Below are 25,317 nucleotides of genomic sequence, written 5' to 3' on the forward strand. Positions count from 1 at the left end.
GCTTAACATTCCGCGAAAGAAGCGGAGGTAATCCGGTGCAGACGGAACCTATTTTGTGGCCTGAAGCTTGTGCAGGCGCCCGGCCACGGCCCGCACCCTGCGCGGCGCGGCCTGCCAGATCGACAGCGCCGACAGGAGGCTGACGACGATGGCGATGGCAAAGGCGAGCGTGTAGTCGCCGACGCGGTCATAGAGCAAGCCTGTCACCCAGGGACCGGCCGCGCCGCCCGCCAGCGCCGCGAGCATGATCATGCCGAAAATGCTGCCCTGGTGCCGGCCCTGGAAAATCTCGAACACCACCGCGCCCATGATCGAGGTGAGGCCGTAACCGAGCGCGCCTTGCGTGAACACCATCAGCCAGACCAGCCAGAACGAGGGTTGGAACTTCAGCGCCATCAGCGCCGCGAAGCAGATCGCAAAGCCGGCGCAGCTGATGGCCCACACCCATTCCCGCCCGATCCGGTCGGAGATATGGCCGAGGAAAATCTGGCCGGGAATGCCGAGCAGGCTGACGGCGCCGAGCGCCCAGACTGCAACGCTCGGGCTGAAGCCGATGTCGAGCAGGAACTTGGTCTGGTGCACTTGCACGGCGTACCAGATGTACAGGCCGCAGAAATAGCCAAGCGCGATCCACCAGAAACGAGCGGTCGCAACCGCGCGTCGCAGCGTCCAGTCAGTGGCAGCCCAGGCCGGATCGACGATGTTGGAGACCGGCTTTGCACCGCCCGCGGCCGGCGCCGCATCGCCGTCGGGCTGGAGGCCGATGTCTTCGGGGCGCTTGCGCAGGAGCAGATTGATCGGCGCCAGCACGATCAGGATCATCAGGCCCATCGCGGTGCAGGCGGTGCGCCAGCCGGTCTGCTCGATCAAATGCTGCACCCATGGCAACAGCGTCACCGAACCGATGCCGACGCCGGCAAAGGCAATGCCGATGGCGAAGCCACGCTTGCGGATGAACCAGTTCGGCAAAAACAACGATTGGCCGGAATAGCCGAGACACACCGAGCCGGCGCCGACCATGACGCCCAGCGTCATGTAGAGATGCCAGGGCTGGCTGGTGAGCGGCGCAAGCAGCAGCCCGCCGGCCATCAACAGCACGCCGAGCTCCATCACGGCGCGAGGTCCCGCGCGGTCCATCAGCCGGCCGATCAGTGGGCTGGCAACCGCGGACGCGACAAAACCGAAGGAGAAGGCGCCCGCGGTGACGCCGCGCTCCCAGCCGAATTCAGAGAGAATGGGCGGATAGAACAATGAAAAGGAGGTGCGCGCGTTGACCCCGATGGCCATGGTGACGAAGGTCACCGCGACCACGACCCAGCCGTAGAAGAACGGAAGCCGCATTTTTGTTTTTTTCATCCCTGGACGATCACTACCGATCATCCGGGACTGCCTGGGTCAAGCGATTTTCGCGCGTGACGCCTGGGGCGCCGACGCAATTGCGTTTGAGAGCGGATTGCCTGCAGCCCATCCTTCGAGACACCCGCCTTCGGCGGGCTCCTCAGGATGAGGACTGAGTGCGCGGCTGCAGTGTTGACGGGCGCAGGTTCCGCTTGGCCTCATCCTGAGGAGACCGCGAAGCGGTCGTCTCGAAGGACGAGGCGCGCGCTCAGGCGGCGTCGCGCTGCGAAGGCTGGGCGGGCGTCTCGAGCTCGATCTGGTCGACCGGCAGCGGGCGGCCGAACAGATAGCCTTGCGCAAAGTTGACGCCGAGCGCCCTCAGGCGTTCGAACTCATCGGCGGTCTCGACGCCCTCGGCGGTGACCGACATGTCGAGCCCGCGCGCCAACGTCACGATCGAGGAGATGATGGCGGAAGAGCGCGGCTGATGCGTGAGGTTGCGGACGAACGACCGATCGATCTTGATCTTGTCGAACGGAAACGCGGTGAGATAGCTCAGCGAGGAATAGCCGGTGCCGAAATCGTCGAGCGCAAGCTCGATGCCGATATGCTTGAGCCGTTCCATGAACGCATGATTCTCGGTGCCGCGCTCGAGCAGGACGGATTCGGTGATCTCGATCTCGAGCCGTTGCGGCGACAGGCCGGAATCCCGCAAGGCCGCGCAGATGACGTCGAACAGGTCGGCTTCCTTGAACAGGATCGGCGACAAATTCACCGCGACCATCAGATCGGACGGCCAGTTTGCCGCGTCCGCGCAGGCGCGACGCAGCACGAATTCGCCGAGCGGCACGATCAGCCCGGTCTCCTCGGCGAGCGCGATGAACTGATCCGGCGGGATCAGGCCGCGGGCCGGATGCCGCCAGCGCACCAGCGCCTCGAACCCGCGTCGCGCGCCCGTGCTGGCATCCATGAACGGCTGGTAGTGCACCTCGAGCTGACAGCGCGCGATGGCGTCGCGCAAATCGCCTTCCAGCGTGTTGCGCGCCTCGAGCTCGGCCGACATCGCCTCGTCGTAGATGGTGAAGCAGTTCCGGCCCGCCGATTTCGAGCGGTAGAGCGCAAGGTCGGCCTTCTTCAGCAGCTGCTCCTGGTCGCGGCCATGATCCGGCGCGATCGCGATGCCGATGCTGGTCCCGATCTCGACGCGATGACCGGGCAACAGAAACGGCTCGGCAACGAGCTTGGCGATCCGCGCGGCCAGTTCGGTCGCGCAGGCGCGCTGGTCCTCGCAGTCTTCCTGGATGATGGCGAATTCGTCGCCGCCGAGCCGCGCCAGCACGTCGGTGGCGCGCACCGCGGATTTCAGCCGCTGTGCCACCAGTCGCAGCAGCGCATCGCCGGCGCCGTGACCGAGGGAATCGTTGACGTTCTTGAAGCGATCGAGATCGAGCATCAGGATCGAGAAGGTCGGACCGCCGTTCTTCAGCTGGCCGTTGAGCTCGTCGAGCCGGGCGAGGAAGAAGGCGCGGTTCGGCAATCCGGTCAGGACGTCGGTCTGCGCAAGCTCGAGCACACGACGATTGGCCAACGACAGCCGCCGCGAGTTGCGGCTGGCGAGCATCAGATAGGTCGACAGCGACAGCGTCAGCAGCATGCCGACGATCAGCACGGCGCCCGCGCGGTCATACGTCGTCTCCAGCGAGCCGCCGGCGGTCGGAACCGCCCGCACCTGCCAATCGGTGTCCCCGATCTTGAGACCACCCGACCAATGGCGCCCCCGCGCAACATCGCGCATCGATTGCGGCGCGGCGGCTGCGGAAGCGTAATCGGGCAACATGCCTTCGAGGCTGACGATGCGCGCGCTGAACGGCTGATACACGTTCACGCTGACCGCGGGGCTCGCCCCGGTCCTGACGCGGATGGCCTGCATCAGCAGAGGCAGATCGAAAATGCCGACGACGAAGCCCGAGATGTTGCGACGGCGATCGGCGACGGTGTCGCGCGAGGTGCCCTTGGCGTAAACGGGCACGACCACGAACACGTTCGGCAACTGCCCGGCATTATTCGTGGCAAAGAGCTCGGTGCGGATCGCCGCGATCTGGTCGTTGTCGCGGGCACGTTCGAGCGCCACCTTGCGGTCCGGCACGCTCAGATAGTCGATGCCGTAGACACGCGATGTCTTCGACTGCGTCGAGTAGAAGATGGGGTAATATTCCTCGCCCTGCGGCGCGGTGACGAAGCCATTGCCTTCGAGCGACTTGATGCGATAGCTGGACACGCCCTCGGCGATGGCTGCGGCTTCGTACTCGGCACGCTCCTTGCGCGTGATCCGTGGCAGCCAGCCGATACGCAACAAGCCGGGATATCGTTCGAACAGCTTGCCGCTGAAGGTCTCGAACTCGCTGCGGGTGACGCCTTCGTTGGAGGATTCGAACAGGGTCCGCAGCGCCACCAGCCGGCTGATATATTCGTTCATGCCGTTCTGCATGACGATGGACTGCGTCTCAGCGGCGTTCTCGAACTCGATCTTGTTGACGCGGTCTTCCCATCGCGCCACCGCCGCGGCGCCCGCGATCGAGAACAGCAGGCCGACGGCCGCCGCGACCAGCGCAGGGCGATGGAGACCGAGCAGCGGCACAATGCGCCACCGTCCAGTCACACGCCTTCGATCCTGATCATTCTGATCGCGATCGCCCATCTTGATTCCGCACGTCCCCTCGGCGCAGCGGCCGAACTTAGGGTTGAGCCACCGTGGCGACTATCGGACAAGGATCGGGGTTAAGAACTGCACAATATTGGAACCAACCTGTCCCGCATTGCGAGGTGTAGTTAACGATTGACCTGCGTGTTCCCGAAAATGTGGTCGCCAATTGCAGGATTGCCCCGGACTTCTACGGACCGCTCTCCCCGCGCCGGTTAGCGCCCTGTTCAGCCCAGGGACCTATCGTGGCGGCAACTTTCCTGCATCCGGCGAGCCCTCTCATGAAACGATCGCACGCAGCGACATGCGTCGCGCTTGCCGCCGCGCTGCTGGCGGCGGCGACACTGACGGCAAAAGGCGACGAGGCCGGCGTCAGCGAGGACGCAATCCTGTTCGGCCAGGCCGCCGCGCTCGAGGGTCCCTCTTCCATGCTCGGCCAGCACATGCGCCACGGCATCGTCGCGGCGTTCACCGAGATCAATGCCAAGGGCGGCGTCCACGGCCGCAAGCTCCAGCTCGTCAGCCGCGACGACGGCTACGATCCCGATCGTTCGGTGGTGCAGACTCTGCGGCTGATCGAAGACGACAAGGTGTTCGCGCTGATCGGCGCAGTCGGGACCGCGACCGCAATGGCAACCATCCCGATCACGAGTACGCGCGATGTGCCCTTCATCGGACCGGTAAGCGGTGCGGAACTCCTGCGCGACCTCGAACTGACGAATGTCGTGAACATTCGCCCGAGCTACGGCGCGGAGTCGGAGACGCTCATCAAGCATCTCATCGAGGATCGCCACTTCACCCGGATCGGCATCTTCTACCAGGACGATTCCTTCGGCCATGACGGCCTCGCCGGCGTGAAGACTGCGCTTGCCAAGCGCGGTCTCGAGCTCGCCGCCGAAGGCACCTTCGAGCGCAACACCCGTGCGGTCGGCGCGGCCTGGCGTACCATCAAGCGCGCCGAGCCCGAGGCGATCATCATGGTCGGCACTTACGGTCCGAGTGCCGAGTTCATCAAGCTCGCACACCGCAGCGGCGCCTACCCGACCTTTGCCAGCATCTCCTTCGTCGGCGCCACCGCGCTCGCCAGGGAGCTCGGCTCCGACGGCGAAGGCGTCGTGGTCGCGCAGGTCGTACCGTTTCCCTGGGATCGCTCGATCAAGCTCGTTGCCGACTACCAGTCCGCGCAGAAGGCGATCGATCCGACGCTGACGCCGGATTTCGTCTCGCTCGAAGGTTATCTCTCAGGCCGCCTGGCGGCGGCCGCACTCGAAAATCTCGGACCGAACCCGACACGCGCGGGGCTGCTGCGCACCATCAACGACATCGGCCGCTTCGACATCAGCGGCACTGTCTTTACCGTCGGCTTTCGCGCCATCGAGACGCCGCCGAAAGTGTTCCTGACGGTGATCCAGAAGGACGGGACATTCAGGGCGATCGATAGGCTGTAAGGCCCTTTATGGCCGCCGGGTCCAGCGGTCGGCATTGACGGCACCCTGCGGGGCCTCGCCCTTGATGATGGCGTCGACCTGCCGCACCGTTTCCAGCGACTGGTATTCGATCGCCTGCGGCGTCAGCCCGCCGACATGCGGCGTTGCGACGACGTTGGCGAATTTTGCCAGCTCCGGCGTCGGCATCTGGTCGGGCGCGCGGCCGACATCCATCGCAGCGCCCGCGATGCGGTTCTCCAGCAGCGCCTTCGCGAGCGCCGCCTCGTCGACGAGATTGCCGCGCGAGAGATTGATGAAGACGGCATGCTTCTGCATGCGCGCCAGCGCCGCCTCTCCGATCAGCTTCTCGGTCTGCTCGTTGGCAATTGCGAGGCAGACGACATAGTCGGACGCCGCCAGGAGTTCGTCGAGCCCGACCTGCCTGATCGCGCTGTCGCTGACATCAGCGAAGGGATCGGAGACCAGCACCTCCATGCGCATCACCTTGGCGATCTCGGCAAGGTAACGGCCGATGCTGCCATAACCGATGATGCCGATCTTGCTGCCGGCGAGCTGACGGCCCATCCGTGCCTCCGGCTTCCGGCCGGCATGGTAGTCGGCCGTGGCCCGCGACACGCCGCGCGACAGGTCGACCATGAAGCCGACCGCGAGCTCGGCGACCGCCTGCACGAAGCCGGGACCGGCGCGGGTCACCAGCACGCCGGCCTGCGAGGCGGCATCGACGTCGACATTGCGGATGTCGACGGCGCAGCGGACGAAGGCCCGCAAGCGTGGCAGCTGCTCAAAGATCTCGCCGCGGCCCTCGGTCATGCGATCGGCGACGATGATGTCGGCGTCCCTTGCCGCACTGACGAGGCCCGCGGAATCCAGCGCCCGATCACCCTCGTGCAGGATCAATTCGGCAATGGCGCGCAAGCCGCTCAGGCTGCGATCGCCGTAATAATTGCGGCGCATCTCCGGCGTGTGGGCCAGCAGGACTTTCACGACGACACTCCTTCAGTAGCCGAACGCGCGCGGCAAGGCGGTGCTCAGCCACGGCACGAAGGCGATGACCAGCAGGCAGAGGAACAACAGGCCGAGATAGCCCAGGATCGGCTTCACCGTCTGCTCGATCGGCACGTTGCCGATCAGGCAGGCGCCGTAGAGCCCGAGCCCGAGCGGCGGCGCGAACAGGCCGACGCCCATCGCGATGACAAGCACGACGCCGAAATGCAGGGGATCGATGCCGAGTTGCACCGCCACGGGAAGAAGCAGCGGCCCGAAGATGATCAGCGCGGCGGCGCCTTCCAGGACCGAGCCCATCACGATCAGCACGGCGATCGCGAGCAGGATGAACAGCCAGGTGCCGCTCGTCTTGGACAGGCCCAGCATGAAGTCGCCGACCGCATGCGGCACCTGCTGCAAGGTCAGCGTGAACGCCAGCGACTGCGCGGCGGCAACGATGAACAGCACCAGCCCCGCGCGCGTCGCCGCCTGCACGAAACTGTGCGTCGCCGTTCTGAAGCTGAGCTCGCGAAACACCACGCTCCCGACGATCAGCGCGTAGGCGACCGCGAAGGCCGAGATCTCGGTCGCCGTGGCAAAGCCGCTCTTGAAGCCGAAGAAGATCATGAAGATCAGGCCGAACGAGGCGATCGCGCCGCTCCACAATCCCGACACCGGCACCTGCGGCTCGACCTCCTCGGCCTCCGCCGGCGTCTTGCCGAAGATGATGGAGAAGGCGATCAGCACCGCCGCCATCAGCGCCGCCGGCAACAGGCCTGCCATGAACAGGCCGCCGATCGACAGGTTCGCGACGAAACCCAGAATGATCAGGTTGATGCAGGGCGGAATCGTCTCCGCCATCACCGCGGACGCCGCGAGCAGCGCCACCGCGCTGCCCGGATTCTGCTTCGAGCGGCGCGCTGCCGGAATCAGCACCGAGCCGACGGCCGCGACGTCGGCCATCTTCGAGCCCGAGATGCCGGAGAACAGCACCATCGAGGCCACCATCACGACGTTCAGGCCGCCGCGCATGCGGCCCACCGCGCGCTGCAACAGCTCGATCAGACGCACGGACATGCCGTTGGCTTCCATGAGGTAGCCGACGAGGATGAAGAACGGGATCGCGAGCAGCACGAAATTGTCGATGCCGCGCGCCATCTGCTGGGCGAAGATGACGCCGGGCAGCGCGCCCTCGACCCAGATGAAGATCAGCGCAGCCAGCGCCAGCGCGAACCCGATCGGCAAGCCGCCGAACAGCGTGGCGAAGAAGCCGATCAGCATCAGCACGCCCGCCGACGGCACCGAGGACGGCGACAGGTAATCCCAGGCGAGATAAAGCCCGGTCACGACGGCGACCGCGATGAGGCCTCTGACGATGTCAGGCAGCGGTCGTGCGCAGAGATGGTCGATCGCGAACACCGTCATGAACAGCGCGCCGACGCCCATCGGATAGAAGGTCAGCTCCAAGGGCAGGCCGGAGCCGGTGGTCTGCCCCGCAGTCAGCGAACCCAGCTTGATGGCGTTATAGGCGACATAGCCGGAGATCAGCACGACGAGCACGGCGCTGGCGGCATCGACCAGGGTGCGCAGCCGCAGCGCCAGCAGATCGCGGAAGAAGGACACGCCGACATTCTCGCCGCGCGCAAGCGCACTTGCGGCGCCGAAGAAGGCCGATCCGACCATCAATCCGCGCGCGACGTCATCCGACCATTCGACCGGCGCGTTGAAGCAGAAACGCAGCAGCACGGAGCCGCAGACAACCGCGAGATCGGCGGCCAGAAGGATGGCCGCGATCGCGTCACTCACGCGAAGCAGAAGCGCGATGCTCCCGTGCCGACCGCCCGAGAGCGGCACGGCTTCCGTCATCGCCAACTCAGATTTGGCCAACCCGGATTTGGCCATCTCAGGCTTGCGTCGAGCGAATGATGTCGATGACGGCCTTGGACTCCGGCCGCGCCTTGATGAAGTTCTCGGTCTGCGGCGCGACGCGCTTCTTGAACGCCTCGCGATCGCATTCGGCGACCGTCACGCCCTTCTCGGTCAGAGCCGCCAGCGCTTCCTTCTCGACTGCGAGCCCATGGGCGCGCGTGTCGACCGCGGCCTTCTTCGCGGCGTCGAGAAAACCCTCGCGCAGCTTCGGATCCATGCGGTTGAAGGTCATGTCGCTGAAATAGACCGCGAGCGGCGAGAAATTGTGCTGCGTCAGCGCGTAGAACTTCGCCGTTTCGAAGAACTTGCTGGCGAGGATCGTCGGCGGATCGTGCTCGAGGCCATCGAGCACGCCGGCCTGCAACGCCGTGTAGATTTCGCCGAACGCCAGCGGCGTCGCGGCCGCGCCCATCAGACGCAGGCACTCCGTGATGACGGGATTCGGCAGGGTGCGGATCTTGAGACCGGCGAGATCCTCCGGCGTCTTCACCGGCTTTTTCGCAAACACGCTGCGCGAACCGAAATTATAGGCCCAGGCGATGATGCGGATGTTGCTGCCCTTGAGCAGCGCGTCCTCGATCGGCTTGGCGGCACCGGCGTCGAACGCCTTGGTCTGCTGCGGAAAGCTCGAGAACAGAAAGCCGAGGTCGTAGGTGCCGACCAGCGGCACCAGATTGGCCGAGATCGACGAGCCGGAGATCATGAGATCGATGACGCCGAGCTTCACCGAATTGATGACGTCGATTTCCTGGCCGAGCTGGTTGTCCGGGAAGAACGCGACCTCGACCTGCTCGCCGAGCCCGTTGCCCTTCAGATTCTTGACGAGATTGTCGTAGTATACGCGGCCGTTGGCGAATTTGGGATCGTTCGGCAGCGAGGAGGAGCATTTCAGCTTCAGCGTCGCGGCTTCGGCGCGGCCGATGATGGCTGGAGAGAGCACGAGGCCGGCGGTCACTGCCGTCGACGACTTGATGAACGTGCGACGGCTGACGGGCACGATAGTCATGGTGTCTCTCCCCAATATTATTTTTGGCAGCCGCGATCGTTGTCGCGGCGCGTTGGCCCGGACTGTATGGCCAAAGCGACGGGGCAGGCAAGGGTTGCGGCCGGCGCAGCCGAGACGGGACGAGCGCAAGGCGCGCCGGCGGAGACTGCAGCGGAATGCCTATATTTGCCGATGTTTTCGATCATGCCGCAGCGCGACCGAACGGCAGGCTATGCAAGATTGACGCAGATCGATCCAATTCAGGCATGGATCAATACCGAACGCAGATTGATGGGCTTTTGACGACTGCACGCGTGTTGGCACGCAACAAAAAGCTGCGGGACCGTGATCCCGCAGCTCTCGCGTTTCAATGATGCGACGATGTCAGCGCGACGACGCGACGCTCAACTGCCCGTTCGCCGCCTCGACATCGCGTGAGGGCCGCAGCGCGAAGGCGCCATCGCCGAGCAGCGCCTGCGCGACCAGCGCGATCACCCAGAACGCGGGGTATTCCCAGCCACCCTTCGGGTTGGTGAAGAAGAACCCGGCGGCACCGTGCACGGTGAAGATCGCGCCGAGCAGGATCGGGATGCCGGCCAGCGCGGCATAGCGGGTCCAGACGCCGAGGATCAGGGCAATGCCGCTGAGGACTTCGACGGTCATCACAAGGTAGGCGAGCTCCGGCGGGAAGCCGAGGCTGCCGAAGAACTTTGCAGTGCCGGCGGGGGTGAACACGAACAGTTTCAGGCTGGCATGGGCCAGGAACAGCGCGCCCAGCGTCACGCGCAGCACCAGCGCGGCGTAGGGAGCGGTACGGGAATCGATCATGGCGGTCTCCATTGTTGGGGCCACCTATGATCTATTCTCAACTGGATGATAATCGGCTATTCTTGAAATATACTTCACACCCATAGAGTGAAATAGATGCTCGACCGGCTGACCAGCCTGGAAGTCTTCGCCAAGGTGGCGGCGAACGGCAGCCTGTCCGGCGCGGCCCGGGCCATGGGCCTGTCGCAGACCATGGTCACCAAGCACGTGGCCTCGCTGGAGGCCCGGCTCGGCATCAAGCTGTTCCACCGCACCACGCGGCGGCTGTCGATCACCGAAGCCGGCCGCCTCTATCTGGAATCCTCCGAGCGGATCCTTGCCGACATGGAGACGGCCGATGCCGCGGTCGCACGGGAGCGCGCCGAGCCGCGCGGATTGCTGCGGGTCAACGTGCCCGTCGTGTTCGGCACACGGCAGATTGCGCCCGTCATTGCCGACTTTTCGGAACGCTACCCCGAGGTGACCATCGAGCTCGGCCTCAACGATCGCCTCGTCGATCTCGCCGAGGAAGGCTGGGACCTCGCGATCCGCATCGGCAAGCTGCGCGACTCCAGCATGGTGGCGCGAAAGCTCGCGCCGAACCGCCTCGTCGTGTGTGCCGCCCCGTCCTATCTGGCAAAACACGGCACGCCGCGCACCGTCGCCGACCTCGCCGCACATAATTGCCTCGGTTACACGCTCACGCAGCAGGGCAGCGCCGCGGAATGGCCGTTCGGCGTCGACGGCGAGATCCGCATCCAGATCAGCGGCACCTTGCGCGCCAACAATGGCGATGCGCTGCGCGCCGCGACGCTGGCCGGCCTCGGCCTCGCCCGTCAGCCGACCTTCATCATCGCCGACGATCTGCGCGCCGGCACTTTGGTCGCGCTTCCGCTCGATCAGCCGGAGATCCAGTCCTCCGCGGTGCATGCGGTCTACCTGCCCGATCGCCGGCCGCCGGCGAAGGTGCGCGCCTTCATCGACTTTCTCGCCGCACGCTTTGCGCCTGACCCGCCCTGGGACCGTGGATTGTTCTGAAGGCACGGCACCGCGCGTCGGTTCTGGCAGACCCCCTGCCCCATTTTGCCGCACGCGAGAGCGTGAGCTAGCGCACAGACAGCGCCGCGGCCGACGACTAGAAAAGGTAATATCCTCGCGCCCATTGCCGATGGAGGTGACACCATGCGCCGTCCAGTCCTTTGCAATTTAGTTCTTGCTTCCGGTCTCCTTGCACTCACGCAACTCATGACGCCGACACAGGCCGCGGCCGAAGCCCGGCTTGCGCTGGTGATCGGCCAGTCCGCCTATCGCACGGTGCCGGAATTGCCGAACGCCGCCAACGATGCCAAGGGCATGGCCGAGCTGCTCGGCAATGCCGGCTTCACCGTCACCGCGGCGCCGAACCTCGCGCAGAGCGAGATGCGCCAGACGATCTCCGATTTCGCCGGCAAGGTCAGCGCCAGCGGCGCCGACACGGTTGCGCTGGTGTTCTATGCCGGCCATGGCTTGCAGATCGACGGCGAGAACTATCTCGTGCCCGTCGATCTCGATCCCAAGCGCGAGGCCGACATTCCGCTGCAGGGCGTGCGGCTGAACGATCTGCTCAACACGCTCGGCGCGCTGCCGACGCGGGCGCGCATCTTCATGCTCGACGCCTGCCGCAACAATCCGTTCCCGGCGCTGAGCGGTGCCGGCCACGGGCTTGCGATCGTCGACACCAAGGCGGGCGCGCCGGGCTCCTTCATCTCGTACTCGACCTCGCCCGGTGCCGAAGCCGAGGACGGATCCGGCGCCGACAGTCCCTACACCACGGCAGCGCTGACCGTTGCCAAGCAGCCGAATATCCCGATCGAGGAAGTGTTCAAGCGCATTCGCATCGCGGTCGCGCAATCGACCGACGGGCGGCAGATCCCCTGGGAAAGCTCGTCGCTGACGACCGACTTCAAATTCTTCGGCGGTGACAGCGGCAGCGGACAGCCCGCGGCGCCGGGCGCAAATGCGATGGCCCTCGCCAGCGCGACGCGCAGCGTCGAGGACTGGCGCAAGGATTTGCAGGGCAAGGATGCCAAGGCCGCCTATCAGCTCGTGATCGCCGACGACACCGTGCCTGCGTATCAGGCCTATGTCGAACTCTATGCGCAGGACGCCCAGACGCCGCGCCTGCGTACGGTGCTGGAGCGGCGGCGTCAGATGCTGGCATGGGACCGTGCGGTGGCGATCAATACCCGCGCTTCGTACGAGACCTATCTCGCAAACTGGGACAACAGCGATCTCGCCGCGACCGCGCGCCGGCTGCTGCTTCGCGTGCAGAACCGCAATTATGCCCTGCCGGTTGCCGCCGCCGCAGTGCCGGTCGCCGTCGCGATGGCACCGACCTGCCCGTGCTCGGCACCGACGCCGCCGGCAACGCCGATCAACCCGACGGTTGCGCCCGTGATCAAGAAGCGCGTCGACGACACGCCGCCAAAGCGCAAGGTCGTCGACACGCCGCCGAAGCGCCGGCCGCCGCCTGACGAAGTCGTCGTCGAGCGCGCGCCGCCTCCCGGCCCGCCGCCTGAAGCCGTCGGAATCGGTCTCGGAATTGGCCTCGGCATGGGCATGGGAATGGGCATGGGCGGCCATGGCGGTGGAGGCATGGGACGCGGCGGCGGCGACTATAACCGCGGCACCAGGTACTGACACCGCCGCACTGCGATAGGCATTGATGTCCGCAAGCCTCGCTTGCGGACATTTTTGTTGATGATCGCGAAGTTGCGCAGTCGGCCGCCCTCCAATCCGGAAATGTTGTAGTCTGACGGACCACCGCAGATTTTCCGGGGATTCCGCATCGATGCCGCAAGACGCTCACGCCAGGAAAGCATGGCCGCTGTTTGGCTCGCTCGCCTCCTATGCCCTCCCCGGCGATCTCATGGCGGGGCTGACGCTGGCGGCGATCGCGATCCCCGAGCAGATGGCGACCGCGCGGCTCGGCGGCTTCGCGCCGCAGATCGGCTTCTTCGCCTTCATGGCGGGCTCGCTCGGCTTTGCTCTGCTCGGTGGCAACCGCTTCCTGTCCTGCGGTGCGGATTCCACGATCACGCCGATCTTCGCCGGCGGGCTTGCCGCTTTGGCCACTGCCGGCTCACCGGAATATCAGGGGCTCGCGATCGCGCTGGCCCTGATGGTCGGCGCGATGATGCTCGCCGGGGGCGCGTTCCGGCTCGGCGGTATCGCCAACCTTCTGTCGATGCCGGTGATGGTCGGCTTCCTCGCCGGCATCTCCGTCCACATCATCGTCTCGCAATTGCCGGGCGTGCTGGGACTGGACTCGCCGAGCGGCCCGACGCTCGATCGCATCGGCGTGCTCGCAACCGAGATCGGCCGCACCAATCCCATCACCTTTTGCATCGGCTTCGGCGTGCTCGCAGTGGTCTTCATCTCCGAAAGGATCAGCGCGAAAATCCCCGGCGCATTGATCGGGCTCGTTGCCGCGACGCTGGCCACGATCGCGTTTGGCCTGGAGAGCAAGGGCGTCAAAGTCGTCGGCACGGTGCCGGGCACACTGCCCCGGCCGACCTTGCCTGATCTGGCGCCGGAGCAATGGGTGCACTTGGTGCCGCTCGCCTTCGTCGTGACCGTGGTGGTGATGGTGCAGACCGCAGCCACCACGCGGTCGTTCCCGTCCGATCCCGACAAGCCCGCCGATGTCGATCGCGACTTCCTCGGCGCCGGCGCGGGCAGCGTGCTGTCGGGCCTGTTCGGCGCGTTTCCGGTCAATGCCAGCCCGCCGCGCACGGGCATCGTCGCCGAGACCGGCGGGCAATCGCAGCTTGCGGGCCTTGCGGCCGCGGTGATCGTCCTGTTGCTGCTCGCGTTCGGAACGGGGCTGCTGCAGCATGTCCCGGATGCAGCCCTTGGCGGCATCCTGCTGTTCGTGGCGCTGCGGATCATCCGCACCAAGCAGATCGTGACGATCTATCGCCAGTCGTTCAGCGAGTTTCTGCTGATCGTCGCCACCGCCGCGCTGATCATCGTGCTGCCGATCCAGCAGGGCGCGTTCCTCGGCATCGTACTGTCGCTGCTGCACGGCATCTGGAGCACGACGCGCGCGAGACTGGTCGAATTCGAGCGCGTGCCGGGCACCACGATCTGGTGGCCCGCGCACCCGCACATCACCGGCGAGCGCATCGCGGGCGTCGCCGTGATCGGGCTGCAGGCGCCGCTGTCCTTCCTCAATGCACCGGGCTTCCGCAGCGACGTGACGAAAGTCCTCGGCACGGCGACACCGCAATTGCTGGTGCTGGAGGCAAGCGGCATGGTCGAGATCGACTTCACGGCCGCGCAGATCCTGCTCGACGTCTTCAAGGCCTGCCACGAACAAGGCGTCACGGTCGCGCTGGCGCGGCTGGAATCGGTGCGCGCGCAGGACGCCTTCGAGCGCTTCAGGCTGTTCGATGTGCTGCCGAAGGAGCACGTCTTCCACAGCGTGGACGAGGCCGTACGGAAACTGGCGAAGTAGCTGCGGGGCGCCGAGCGATCTATCCCGCCGCCTCCAGTGTGCTACCCTGCGGGCCTCAAATATCTGGCCTTATCCTGGACGCTGCATGAAGCGACGAGGGTTCATCACGTTGCTCGGAGGTGCGACTGTTGCGTGCACAGTCGCGGCGCGCGGGCAATCAACGAAACGGCCGACCATTGGCTTTCTTGGAACAGTCGCGCAATCATCGTGGACCAGGTCGACCGCTTCTTTCGAAACGAGGTTACGCGAGCTCGGTTGGATGGAAGGTCGCAATGCTGTTGCCCTCGATTATCGCTGGGCAGACGGACGCAATGACCGGATCGCCGAAATAGCCGCGGAGTTCGTCCGTCTCAAGGTCGACATCATTGTGACCGGAGGAAACGCGGTCCTCGCGATCAAGAAGCTGACATCGACGATTCCGGTCGTGTTCGCCGTAGCTGTGGACCCGGTTGGCAGTGGCTTCGTCGATAATCTGTCCCGACCGGGAGCCAACGTGACCGGACTGTCGATCCAGGGGCCCGATCTTGCAGGCAAACGAGCTGAACTTTTGCGGGAAGTCATTCCCGGGCTCCGACGGATGGCAGTGATGGCCAACGTTGCCTATCCCGCGGCCAAGCAAGAGCTGGCCGAGGTTCAGGCCGCGGCGCACGCGCTTGGCGTTGAGGTCATCGCACTGGAAATCCGCGGCGAGCAGGATATCGCACCTGCATTCGAAGGACTGAAGGAACGAGCCGAAGCGCTCTATATCGCGAGCGAAGCATTGGTAGACGCCAAGCAAGTTACGATCAACGAGCTGGCGTTGGGCGCACGGCTGCCGACAATCTGGGGGGTCAGTGGCGGTGTCCAAAGCGGCGGACTCATGTCCTATGGACCGAGCCTCCCGGCTCTGTTCCGACGGGCGGCCGATTACGTCGATCAGATACTCCGCGGGGCCAAGCCGGCCGATCTACCAGTCGAACAGCCGACCAAGTTCGAACTCGTGATCAACTTGAAGACCGCGAAGACGCTGGGGCTGAATATATCGCCCGCGCTGCTCGCCCGCACCGACGAGGTCGTCGAATAGGATCATGTCTAAACCAAAGCCGGATGATCGCGCTGCGCCGTTTCGCGGATCCAACTGGCGTGGATCGCGCGGAACAGGATCTGCGCCGTCTTGATGTCGTTCGCGGCCATGCAGAGATTGACGATGCGATGCACCGCGTCGTCGCGCATCAGGCCGTCGGAGATCTTCATCGCGATTTCCATCGCGACCTTTGCGGCGCGCTCATAACGCGCGCTCTCGCTTTTGTCGTTACAGGCGGAGCCTGCGGCGCTCTGGACCGCAGCGTCACAGATGGAGCGGATGCGCGCGACCGCCTCGATATCGCCGAGCGGCCACTCGATCGCTTCGTCCCATATATCTTCTCGCGTCCTGCGCGCGAACCACTGCATTGTCTCGCTCCGCCGTGATGGAGCGAGCATAAGCGAAAGGCAATGGCGCGCGCTACGCCTCCGGCACGATCTTGCCGGGGTTGAAGATGTTTTGCGGATCGAGTGCCATTTTTATCGCACGCATCGCATCGATTGCTTCAGGGCCGAGTTCCGCCTTGAGATATTTCTGCTTGCCCTGGCCGATGCCGTGCTCGCCGGTGCAGGTTCCATCCATCGCCTGCGCGCGTTCGACGAGGCGATGCATGAACTCCTCGCCGCGCGCCATCTCGGCCGCATCGTTGGTGTCACACACCAGCGAGCAGTGGAAATTGCCGTCGCCGACATGGCCGACAATCGGCGACAACAGGTTGAGACGCTTGAGATCTTCCTCGGTCTCGCTGACGCAGTCGGCGAGCCGCGAGATCGGCACGCAAACGTCGGTTGCAACCACGCCGATGCTGTCGCCGGGCCGCAGCGCCTTGACGGACCAATAGGCATCGTGCCGCGCCTGCCACAATTTCGTGCGATCCTCCGGCTTGGTGGTCCAGGAGAAATCGCCGCCACCGCACTCCCTTGCGATCTCGCCGAACGCCCTGGACTGCGCATCGACCTCGACCTCGCTGCCGTGGAACTCCATCAGCAGAAGCGGCGTCTCCGGCAGCGTCAGCTTCGAATAGGAATTGCAGGCCTTCACCTGCGCCGTATTGAGCAACTCGATGCGCGCCACGGGAATGCCGGTCTGGATCGCCAGGATCACCGCCTGACACGCACCGTGCACGGTCTCGAACGACACCGCGGCCGCGGCGATCGTCTCGGGAATGCCGCGGAGCCGAATGGTCAATTCGGAGATGATGCCGAGCGTGCCTTCGGCGCCGACGAACAGATGCGTCAGGTCATAGCCGGCCGAGGACTTCTTCGCGCGTGTGCCCGTGGTGATGATCTCGCCATCGCCGCGCACGACTTTCAGCGCCAGCACGCTGTCGCGCATGGTGCCGTAGCGCACCGCGTTGGTGCCGGAGGCGCGCGTCGAGGCCATGCCGCCGAGCGAGGCGTCCGCGCCGGGATCGATCGGGAAGAACAGGCCCTGGTCGCGCAGGTGCTCGTTGAGTGCCTTGCGGGTGACGCCGGGCTGGATCACGCAGTCGAGATCCTCGGCATGCACCGCGAGCACCTTGTTCATGTCGCGCAAATCGATCGAGATGCCGCCGGCGGGCGCGTTGACCTGGCCCTCGAGCGAGGTGCCGGTGCCGAACGGAATGACCGGCACGCCGTTCTTCGCGCAAATCCGCACCACGTCCTGGATGTCGGCAGTCTCCTGCGCCATCACCACGCCGTCCGGCGGTTGGTTGACGATCCATGTGGTGGTATGGCCGTGCTGCTCGCGAACGGCCTGCGAGGTGATGAGGCGGTTGCCGAAGCGTGCGGCAAGCTGCTCCAGCGCGCTTGCAAGGGCTTTCGGCTCCGGCCGCGGCGGATTATTGGTGATGGTCGTACCCACGGATAGTCCTCCCGACACTGGAAACCGTGGCAAAGGACATCTCACCGGTCAAGTCAAGCGACCGGACGCATAGCCAGGGAATGAGACATGCCGGAGAGTGCCACCGCCCCTACGCCTGAGCCGTTCCGCGCCTCGATCATGCAGATCGAGCCGCAATGGATCGACTATAACGGCCATCTCAACATGGCCTATTACAACGTGATGTTCGACCGGGCGATCGACCAGATGTGGCTGCAGCTTGGGATCGGCCCGGGATACATGAAGGCGCGCAACGGCTCGACCTTCACCGCCGAGTGTCATGTGCGGTATCTGCGTGAGATTCACCTCGGCGATCCCGTGCAGGTCTCGGTCTGGCTGCTGGAGGCCGACGACAAGCGACTGCACACCTTCCAGGAGCTGCGGCACGCAACCGAGGGCTGGCTGTCGGCGACCTCCGAGAACATGTCGCTGCACATCGACATGGGCTCGCGCAAGGTGGCGGCCTTTCCGCCGGATATTCGCGCGCGCATCGCGGCCGTCGTCGGGGCTCACAGCGCCGTGCCGCGCCCCGAGGGCATCGGCCGAAACGTGGCAATGCCCTCGAAGCGTTAGTGCATGATCCGGCGCACTAGATCCTGCGGCCGCGGGCAAGGCCGACCACGGCCGAGACCAGGAACAGGACGATCGCGACGAAGAAGATGATCTTGGCGATTTCGATCGATGCGCCGGCGAGGCCGCCAAAGCCCAGAAGACCGGCGATCAGTGCGATAACGAGAAATGTCACAACCCAGCTCAGCATGGCCTTAACCTCTGTTTTGATGTCTGTCTGCGATCGGCGCGGCTGAGGCGCCTCACTTGAACAAACAATCTCCGGCTCGGAACATTGGTTCCGGCCCGCCGGGGCTGGAAATTCGTCCGGCACGCAGGAACAAATCAGCCCGGCGTGCACGTGGAAAACCCTTGCCGGCCGCCCCATATAGGCGGCAATCCCTGTTATGAAGGCTCCCTTCCGCCACCCCGCGGTGCCATCGTGGGGCCAATGATTCGCATGACCGAGCCGAGCAAAATCACCAGCGTACCCGACCACCAGCCCGCAGCCGGCGGCATCGCCGCGCGTGCGCGCGCCTCGGTGGGCCCGAAATATCTGACCGGGCTCAATCCCGAGCAGCGCGACGCCGTCGAAACGCTGGACGGCCCGGTCCTGGTGCTGGCCGGTGCCGGCACCGGCAAGACCCGCGTGCTGACCACCCGGATCGCCCACATCCTGAGCCAGGGCCGCGCCCGCCCCTCCGAGATCCTGTCGGTGACCTTCACCAACAAGGCCGCGCGCGAGATGAAGCACCGGCTCGGCCAGATGCTCGGCCAGGCCGTCGAGGGCATGCCGTGGCTCGGCACCTTCCACTCCATTGGCGGCCGCATTCTGCGGACCCATGCGGAGCTGGCGCAGCTCAAGTCGAATTTCACCGTGCTCGACACCGACGACCAGGTGCGGCTGCTGAAGCAGCTGCTGCAGGCCGACAACATCGACGACAAGCGCTGGCCCGCGCGCATGCTGGCCGGGCTGATCGATGGCTGGAAGAACCGTGGCCTGGCACCGTCGCAGGTGCCGACAGGCGAAGCCGCCGTCTTCGCCAACGGCAAGGGCGGCAAGCTCTATGCGAGCTACCAGGAGCGGCTGAAGATTTTGAACGCGGCCGATTTCGGCGACCTGTTGCTCGAGGACATCCGCATCTTCCGCGAGCACCCGGATATTCTCCGGCAGTACCAGCAGCGCTTCAAGTTCATCCTGGTCGACGAGTACCAGGACACCAACGTCGCGCAGTATCTGTGGCTGCGGCTGCTGTCGCAGGCGCCGTCTTCCACCTCTCCCCGCGTGCGCGGAGAGGTCGCATCGCAGGGCGATGCGGGTGAGGCGGGCTCTCCGAGCACCGAGCTCGTGGAGACTCTCCCTCTCCCCGCAAGCGGGGCGAAGGAGCAGACGCCGCACGTCAAGAACATCTGCTGCGTCGGCGACGACGACCAGTCGATCTATGGCTGGCGCGGCGCCGAGGTCGATAACATCCTGCGCTTCGAGCACGATTTTCCCGGCGCCAAGGTGATCCGCCTCGAGCGCAACTACCGCTCGACCGGCCACATCCTCGCGGCCGCCTCGCACCTGATCGCGCACAACGAAGGCCGGCTCGGCAAAACGCTGCGCACCGAAGACCAGGACGGCGAGAAGGTCACGGTCACGGGCTCGTGGGATTCGGAAGAGGAGGCCCGCGGCATCGGCGAGGAGATCGAGCAGATCCAGCGCAAGGGCGAGAAGCTCAACGAGGTCGCCATCCTCGTGCGCGCGTCCTACCAGATGCGCGAGTTCGAAGACCGTTTCGTCACGCTCGGCCTGCCCTATCGTGTCATCGGCGGCCCGCGCTTCTACGAGCGCGCCGAAATCCGCGACGCACTGGCTTATCTTCGCGTCATCAACTCGCCTGCCGACGATCTCGCCTTCGAGCGCATCGTCAACGTGCCCAAGCGCGGGCTTGGCGATGCCACCATACAGATGCTGCACGACCACGCCCGCAAGCGCCGCATTCCGCTGTTCGAGGCGGCACGCACGGTGGTCGAGACCGACGAGCTGAAGCCGAAGGCGCGCGGGTCCTTGCGCGACGTCGTCGCCCAGTTCGACCGCTGGCGCGTCCAGCGCGAGGTCACCGCGCACACCGATCTCGCCCAGATCGTACTCGACGAGAGCGGCTACACCGAGATGTGGCAGAAGGACCGCTCGGCGGACGCAGCCGGCCGGCTGGAGAACCTCAAAGAGCTCGTGCGCTCGATGGAAGAGTTCGAGAACCTGCAAGGGTTCCTGGAGCACATCTCGCTGGTGATGGACCGCGACGGCGGTGCCGAGGAAGACGCCGTGTCCTTGATGACGCTGCACTCGGCCAAGGGTCTCGAATTCGACAACGTGTTCCTGCCCGGTTGGGAGGAAGGCCTGTTCCCGAGCCAGCGCACGCTGGACGAGCAGGGCCGCGCAGGGCTTGAGGAAGAGCGCCGGCTCGGCCACGTCGGCCTCACACGCGCGAGGCGGCGCGCGAAAATCTATTTCGCGACCAACCGGCGCATCCATGGCACCTGGTCGACCACGATCCCGTCGCGCTTCCTCGACGAATTGCCGGCGGCCAATGTCGAGATCACGGAATCCAAGGGTGGCTCGGCCTGGGGCGGCACCGGCGGCTACGGCGCCTCCCGCTTCGACGACATGGAGGCGTTCGGCTCGACCTATTCGACGCCGGGCTGGCAGCGCGCCCAGGCCAACCGCAATCGCGGCGGCGGACGCAATGGCGGCGGCGGGCAAGGCGGCTTCGAGGAAGAGGCCTCGAACTTCTCGTCGTCCTCGTCATCCGGCCCCGATTTCGGCAGCTTCTCCTCGCGTCGCCGCGGGCCGATGACGATCGAGGGCGAGCTGGTCGCCAAATCGACCGGCACGACATCGGAATTCTCGCTCTCCGACCGTGTCTTCCACCAGAAGTTCGGCTACGGCCGCGTCACCAAGATCGACGGCAACAAGCTCACCATCGCCTTCGACAAGGCCGGCGAGAAGAAGGTCGTGGACAGCTTTGTGCAGAGGGCGTGAGGCCGACATGCCTCACTACGTCGCCATCATCGAAGACGCGGGCCCGGATGACGTCAGCCTGTGGTTTCCGGACCTGCCCGGCTGCATCTCCGGCGGCGACGACGCCGACGAGGCCCTGGAGAATGCGCCCGAGGCGATCGCATTCTATGCGCAAGAGCTGACCGAGGACGGCCGCGAGCTTCCCCCGCCCAGGACATTGGACGAACTCAAGGCCGATCCCGAATTTGCCGACGACATCCGGAACCACACGGCCGTCCTGATCGAATTTCCTCCAAGCGACGACGCCGAGGAGTGAGGACTGTTAGCCGCACTGGCCGGACTCTCGACGGTTCTGGTTCGAACAGCCCTTGACCATGGCGAACTTCCCCGTATCAGATGCAACCATGGTCCGGGGCTCCATCACACTGATCGTGCTTTTGTTGGGGATGCCGTCGCTTGCGACGGCGGAGACCATGAGCTTTGGCGATTCGATCGGGCTGCTGGCAAAAAGCTGCGGTGCGGAAATCGTCGCCAATTGCCGCGGCGTCAATCCGGATTCCACCCGCCTCAAGGAGTGCCTGTCCCGCAACCGGGACGTGCTCTCCCAGCAGTGCCAGAGCGACTATCTCACGGCGTTCGATGCCATCCAGAAGCGCGTCGCCGCCCGCGTCACGGTCGCGAACGCCTGCCAGCGCGAGATCGTCAAGGTCTGCGGCGGCTCGACCAAGGAAACCAGCAAGTCGATCCCCTGCCTGATCTCGACGCCCAAGGGCATCAGCAACAACTGCCTGAAGGCCGTCGACGACGCGGGGTATCGATGATGCGGGCAACCGGGCACTTCACCGCCGGAATCGGTTTCGCGTTGGGTCTCGCTCTGCTCGCGGGCGCAGCGGGCGCGCAGACGGCGCCGACCCGCGACGACATCGTCGGCAAGCTCAATCATTTCGAGGAAGCCCCCGAAGTCGATCTCCCCGCGCTGAAGCAGCAGGTGATGGAGCGGGCCAAGGCCAGGATCAAGAACGATCCGGGTCCGGTGAACCGGCCTCCGATCGCGCCGGATCTCGCCAAGCTGCCCGCCTTCAACGCCCAGATCCAGTTCGACGCCGACACGCCGATCATCCAGCCGGACTCCTACCAGACCGTCGGCCGGATCGCCGACGCGCTGGTTCACGCCTCGCTGCTGCCCTACACCTTCCTGATCGTCGGCCATGTCGAGTCCAATCAGAAGACGAGGGAAGCCAACGCGATCCTGAGCCAGCGCCGGGCGGATGCGATCCGTGATGTGCTGGTGAACACCTTCAAGATCTCGACCAAGCGGCTGCAGCCGATCGGCCTCGGCGAAGAGCAGTTCCTCGACCGCGCCAAGCCGACCTCGGCCGTCAACGGCCAGTTGCAAATCCTGACCTTTGCCAAAGTGCCCGAAGAAGCGCCTGCGCATCCCGCAGCAGCCCCTGCGCCTGCGGCGAAAAAGCCCGCCAAGAAGCATTGAGCGCGCAGCCGTCGCGTCTGGCGGAACCCGTTGAACTTCTGACTATTTTGTGACCTGTCTCACAGCGCGACAGCATGGTCCTGCGCGACAATAGCGCCGGTTTGTGCACTGCCCTATCAGGTGCTATAGGCTGTCTTCGCCCTTCCCCGCCCCCGTGCCGCACGAGACCAAGATGGCTGGCTATTTTCAACGCCAACTGGCCGATTATGTCGAATACCATCGCGATCCCTGGAATTGCGCGATGCATGTGGTCGGCATTCTCCTGCTGTTCACCGGCGCGACACTGCCGCTGACACTGGTCCATTTCTCCGTGTTCGGGGTCGAGGTCAGCCTCGCCGTGATTTTGGTCCTGCCCGTACTGGTATACTGGCTGATGCTGGACGCCGGCGTCGGGTTCGGCATCCTCGTGTCGATGATCGTGCTGCTTTCGGTCGCAACCGCGATCGGCAATCAGGTCTCGCTTGCCATGATGTGGTCGATTTTTGCGGTGCTGATCGTGCTCGGCGTCGCATCGCAAATCGTCGGGCACAGGGTGTTCGAGGAACGGCAGCCGTCGATGGTCGACCACCCCACGCATTTCCTGCTTGGACCGATGTTCGTCATGGCAAAATTTTACATTGCACTGGGTTTTCGTCGCGACCTCGCCGCGATTCTCGCGCCTCTTCCGACCAACTCCCTTTCAACCCGATAGCTTTCTCGAAGCGGAACAGCAAAACCTACTTCATGACTCTCGTACTGGTTACCGGTGGCAGCGGTTTCATCGGACAGCATCTTGTCGAAGCGCTCCGCGCCCGTGGGCAGCGGGTACGTGTTCTCGATGTGCGACCGCCGGCCACGGCGAACACGGATGTTGAATATGTGCATGGCTCGGTGCTGGACGGTGCCGCGGTCGATGCCGCGCTTTCGGGCATAGATCAGGTCTATCACCTCGCCGGCCTGCCCGGCATGTGGGTCGCCAACAAGCAGGACTTCCACGACGTCAATTTCCGCGGCACCGAGGTCGTGCTTGCGGCTGCGATGAAGCACAACGTCTCGCGTTTCCTGCACTGCTCGACGGAATCGATCCTGTTTCCCTATGCGAACCTCAACGGCGTTGCCGCCGAGGAGGCGCTGCAGCCGGCTGACGCGATGCCGGGCGCCTATACGCGCTCGAAGTCGCTCGCCGAGCATCACGCCGCGAAGGCCGCAGCCAGCGGCTTCCCGCTCGTGATCGGCACGCCGACGATGCCGATCGGCGCCGCCGACCACAATCTGACGCCGCCCACCGCGATGCTGTGGTACTTCCTGCAGAAGAAGGTGCAGCCGCATCTCGACTTCCTGGTCAACCTCGTCGACGTCCGCGACGTCGCGATGGGCCTGTTACTGACCATGGAGCGCGGCCGCACCGGTCAGCGCTACATCCTCGGCGGCGACTGTGTCCGGCTTGGCCAGATCCTGCGGATGATGTCGGCGATGAGCGGACGGCGGCAATACCCGGTCGTCGTTCCCGGCAAGATCGCCGAGCTCTCCGCCATCATGCTGGAATCGATCTCCGATCGCATCACGCACCGTCCACCCAACGGCACCGCCGAGGGCGTGCGCATCGCGCTCGCCGCGAGCGATCTTTCGATCGGCAAGGCGCGTACCGAGCTCGGCTATGCGCCTCGCCCGATCGAACCGGTGCTGCACGAAACCATCACCCATCTGCTCGCCCGCAACGGCCAGCAGCCCTCCGGCGCCATCAAGCATCACGCGCTCTCCTCGCGCGCGAGCTAAGGCCGCCGCCCAAACCAAAGAACCTTTCCGCATGTCCTTCGATTTCAGCAAGCTTCTCTCCGTGGCCTGGGGTGGCTGGACCACGGCCTGGCCGACCGAACTCCTCGCCCTGATCTGGGTCGCCTTTCTCGCCAGCTGGGTGGGCGCCTCGTTCTGGCAGGGACAGACCAAGAAGCAGGTCATGACGCTGGAGTCGCAGCGCTATCGCCTGCCGATCCTGGTCGGCGGCATCCTGTACACGCCCTTTATTGCGGAGATCCTGGGCTGGAAGCCGCTCTGGGTGCTCGGCAACACCGGCATCGCCGTTGCCGCAATCCTCTCGGTCGCCGGCATCGCCTTCGCCTGGTGGGGCCGGCTGCATCTCGGAAAGTTCTGGTCCAACACCATCACCCACAAGGAAGATCACCGCGTCATCGACACCGGCCCTTACGGCATCGTGCGTCACCCGATCTACACCGGGCTGATCTTCGGCATGCTGGTGACCGGCGTTGCGATCGGCCTGGTGACGACGATCCTCGGCGCCATCCTGATCTCGCTCGGCATGTGGCAGAAGGGCCGGATGGAAGAGGTGTTCCTGTCAAAGGAGCTCGGCGAGGACGCCTACGGCGCCTATTGCCGCCGTGTGCCGATGATCATCCCGTTCACGTCGCCGCGGTGATGTAGCCCCCTGAACTCGCCGGTATCGTCCTGGCTTTCGCCGGGACAGCAATGTGGTGACGGCTGCCATGCAAATTCGGCGTGCAGCCATTTGCGCCGTGAACGGCTCGATCCGACCCTGCACAGGTTGACCTTTTTACCGCCACCCAGTTGGATGCGCGCGCAAAACGGCATGACGACGTTCTATCGTTGATCTGGAGAGGTCGACGACCCGGTCTGAGCCCGCGCGGGGCTTTGGACGATC

The 25,317-nt window shown here is 65.0% G+C and carries 22 protein-coding genes; 13 read left to right on the forward strand and 9 right to left on the reverse strand.

Annotation, left to right across the window (positions count from 1 at the left end):
- Nucleotides 1-48: 48 nt before the first annotated feature.
- Together NLM32_RS35390 and NLM32_RS35395 are read right to left on the reverse strand one after the other, a co-directional pair.
- The gene (locus NLM32_RS35390) at nucleotides 49-1,341 is read right to left on the reverse strand and encodes an MFS transporter (RefSeq protein ID WP_254135499.1); all 1,293 of its coding nucleotides are present in this window, start codon (nucleotides 1,339-1,341) and stop codon (nucleotides 49-51) included.
- A 265-nt stretch (nucleotides 1,342-1,606) separates the two neighbouring features.
- Nucleotides 1,607-4,036: an EAL domain-containing protein gene (locus tag NLM32_RS35395; protein ID WP_254133329.1), complete on the reverse strand. Its 2,430-nt coding sequence runs from the start codon at nucleotides 4,034-4,036 to the stop codon at nucleotides 1,607-1,609.
- Between the two features lie 284 nt (nucleotides 4,037-4,320).
- On the opposite strand from NLM32_RS35395, the gene NLM32_RS35400 reads away from it, so the two are divergent.
- On the forward strand, nucleotides 4,321-5,487 hold the full coding sequence (locus tag NLM32_RS35400) for an ABC transporter substrate-binding protein (protein ID WP_254133330.1): 1,167 nt from the start codon (nucleotides 4,321-4,323) through the stop codon (nucleotides 5,485-5,487).
- 6 nt (nucleotides 5,488-5,493) lie between these two features.
- Here NLM32_RS35400 and NLM32_RS35405 read toward each other — a convergent pair whose 3' ends face one another.
- The 4 genes from NLM32_RS35405 to NLM32_RS35420 all read right to left on the reverse strand — a co-directional run bounded on the left by NLM32_RS35405 (nucleotide 5,494) and on the right by NLM32_RS35420 (nucleotide 10,213).
- Nucleotides 5,494-6,471, reverse strand: a complete 978-nt coding sequence (locus NLM32_RS35405) for a hydroxyacid dehydrogenase (RefSeq protein ID WP_254133331.1) — start codon at nucleotides 6,469-6,471, stop codon at nucleotides 5,494-5,496.
- 12 nt (nucleotides 6,472-6,483) lie between these two features.
- Nucleotides 6,484-8,337, reverse strand: a complete 1,854-nt coding sequence (locus tag NLM32_RS35410) for a TRAP transporter large permease subunit (RefSeq protein ID WP_254133332.1) — start codon at nucleotides 8,335-8,337, stop codon at nucleotides 6,484-6,486.
- Between the two features lie 37 nt (nucleotides 8,338-8,374).
- Nucleotides 8,375-9,406: a TRAP transporter substrate-binding protein gene (locus NLM32_RS35415; RefSeq protein WP_254133333.1), complete on the reverse strand. Its 1,032-nt coding sequence runs from the start codon at nucleotides 9,404-9,406 to the stop codon at nucleotides 8,375-8,377.
- Between the two features lie 363 nt (nucleotides 9,407-9,769).
- Nucleotides 9,770-10,213 carry a DoxX family protein gene (locus NLM32_RS35420; RefSeq protein WP_254133334.1) on the reverse strand — a complete coding sequence of 148 codons (444 nt, stop codon included), beginning with the start codon at nucleotides 10,211-10,213 and terminating at the stop codon, nucleotides 9,770-9,772.
- A 96-nt stretch (nucleotides 10,214-10,309) separates the two neighbouring features.
- On the opposite strand from NLM32_RS35420, the gene NLM32_RS35425 reads away from it, so the two are divergent.
- The 4 genes from NLM32_RS35425 (at nucleotide 10,310) to NLM32_RS35440 (ending at nucleotide 15,753) form a co-directional block, all read left to right on the forward strand.
- On the forward strand, nucleotides 10,310-11,230 hold the full coding sequence (locus NLM32_RS35425) for a LysR family transcriptional regulator (RefSeq protein WP_254133335.1): 921 nt from the start codon (nucleotides 10,310-10,312) through the stop codon (nucleotides 11,228-11,230).
- A 144-nt stretch (nucleotides 11,231-11,374) separates the two neighbouring features.
- Nucleotides 11,375-12,871, forward strand: a complete 1,497-nt coding sequence (locus NLM32_RS35430) for a caspase family protein (RefSeq protein ID WP_254133336.1) — start codon at nucleotides 11,375-11,377, stop codon at nucleotides 12,869-12,871.
- Nucleotides 12,872-13,022: 151 nt separating this feature from the next.
- Complete coding sequence (locus NLM32_RS35435; RefSeq protein WP_254133337.1) at nucleotides 13,023-14,690, forward strand: SulP family inorganic anion transporter; 1,668 nt, start codon at nucleotides 13,023-13,025, stop codon at nucleotides 14,688-14,690.
- An 85-nt stretch (nucleotides 14,691-14,775) separates the two neighbouring features.
- Nucleotides 14,776-15,753 carry an ABC transporter substrate-binding protein gene (locus NLM32_RS35440; protein ID WP_256561875.1) on the forward strand — a complete coding sequence of 326 codons (978 nt, stop codon included), beginning with the start codon at nucleotides 14,776-14,778 and terminating at the stop codon, nucleotides 15,751-15,753.
- 8 nt (nucleotides 15,754-15,761) lie between these two features.
- On the opposite strand, the gene NLM32_RS35445 is transcribed toward NLM32_RS35440, so the two are convergent.
- Together NLM32_RS35445 and NLM32_RS35450 are read right to left on the reverse strand one after the other, a co-directional pair.
- The gene (locus NLM32_RS35445; protein WP_254133339.1) at nucleotides 15,762-16,121 is read right to left on the reverse strand and encodes a hypothetical protein; all 360 of its coding nucleotides are present in this window, start codon (nucleotides 16,119-16,121) and stop codon (nucleotides 15,762-15,764) included.
- A 52-nt stretch (nucleotides 16,122-16,173) separates the two neighbouring features.
- Nucleotides 16,174-17,598 carry an FAD-binding oxidoreductase gene (locus NLM32_RS35450; RefSeq protein WP_254133340.1) on the reverse strand — a complete coding sequence of 475 codons (1,425 nt, stop codon included), beginning with the start codon at nucleotides 17,596-17,598 and terminating at the stop codon, nucleotides 16,174-16,176.
- Between the two features lie 87 nt (nucleotides 17,599-17,685).
- On the opposite strand from NLM32_RS35450, the gene NLM32_RS35455 reads away from it, so the two are divergent.
- Nucleotides 17,686-18,189, forward strand: coding sequence for a thioesterase family protein (locus tag NLM32_RS35455; protein ID WP_254133341.1), 504 nt, complete (start codon nucleotides 17,686-17,688; stop codon nucleotides 18,187-18,189).
- Between the two features lie 16 nt (nucleotides 18,190-18,205).
- Here NLM32_RS35455 and NLM32_RS35460 read toward each other — a convergent pair whose 3' ends face one another.
- A complete protein-coding gene (locus NLM32_RS35460; protein WP_234679956.1) occupies nucleotides 18,206-18,376 on the reverse strand; it encodes a DUF1328 domain-containing protein in 171 nt (56 codons plus the stop codon).
- Nucleotides 18,377-18,616: 240 nt separating this feature from the next.
- On the opposite strand from NLM32_RS35460, the gene NLM32_RS35465 reads away from it, so the two are divergent.
- The 7 genes from NLM32_RS35465 to NLM32_RS35495 all read left to right on the forward strand — a co-directional run bounded on the left by NLM32_RS35465 (nucleotide 18,617) and on the right by NLM32_RS35495 (nucleotide 25,074).
- Nucleotides 18,617-21,193, forward strand: a complete 2,577-nt coding sequence (locus NLM32_RS35465; protein ID WP_254133342.1) for an ATP-dependent helicase — start codon at nucleotides 18,617-18,619, stop codon at nucleotides 21,191-21,193.
- 7 nt (nucleotides 21,194-21,200) lie between these two features.
- Nucleotides 21,201-21,488: a type II toxin-antitoxin system HicB family antitoxin gene (locus NLM32_RS35470; protein WP_254133343.1), complete on the forward strand. Its 288-nt coding sequence runs from the start codon at nucleotides 21,201-21,203 to the stop codon at nucleotides 21,486-21,488.
- Nucleotides 21,489-21,576: 88 nt separating this feature from the next.
- The gene (locus tag NLM32_RS35475; RefSeq protein WP_254133344.1) at nucleotides 21,577-21,993 is read left to right on the forward strand and encodes a hypothetical protein; all 417 of its coding nucleotides are present in this window, start codon (nucleotides 21,577-21,579) and stop codon (nucleotides 21,991-21,993) included.
- Nucleotides 21,993-22,661, forward strand: a complete 669-nt coding sequence (locus tag NLM32_RS35480; protein ID WP_254135500.1) for an OmpA family protein — start codon at nucleotides 21,993-21,995, stop codon at nucleotides 22,659-22,661. Before NLM32_RS35475 ends, NLM32_RS35480 begins: the two co-directional genes overlap by 1 nt.
- A 172-nt stretch (nucleotides 22,662-22,833) precedes the next feature.
- Nucleotides 22,834-23,352: a DUF962 domain-containing protein gene (locus tag NLM32_RS35485; protein WP_254133345.1), complete on the forward strand. Its 519-nt coding sequence runs from the start codon at nucleotides 22,834-22,836 to the stop codon at nucleotides 23,350-23,352.
- 32 nt (nucleotides 23,353-23,384) lie between these two features.
- Complete coding sequence (locus NLM32_RS35490; protein WP_254133346.1) at nucleotides 23,385-24,416, forward strand: NAD-dependent epimerase/dehydratase family protein; 1,032 nt, start codon at nucleotides 23,385-23,387, stop codon at nucleotides 24,414-24,416.
- A gap of 31 nt (nucleotides 24,417-24,447) precedes the next feature.
- A complete protein-coding gene (locus NLM32_RS35495) occupies nucleotides 24,448-25,074 on the forward strand; it encodes an isoprenylcysteine carboxylmethyltransferase family protein (protein WP_254133347.1) in 627 nt (208 codons plus the stop codon).
- The last annotated feature ends 243 nt before the right edge of the window (nucleotides 25,075-25,317 follow it).

It is taken from the genome of Bradyrhizobium sp. CCGUVB14, assembly GCF_024199935.1.
GTDB lineage: Bacteria > Pseudomonadota > Alphaproteobacteria > Rhizobiales > Xanthobacteraceae > Bradyrhizobium.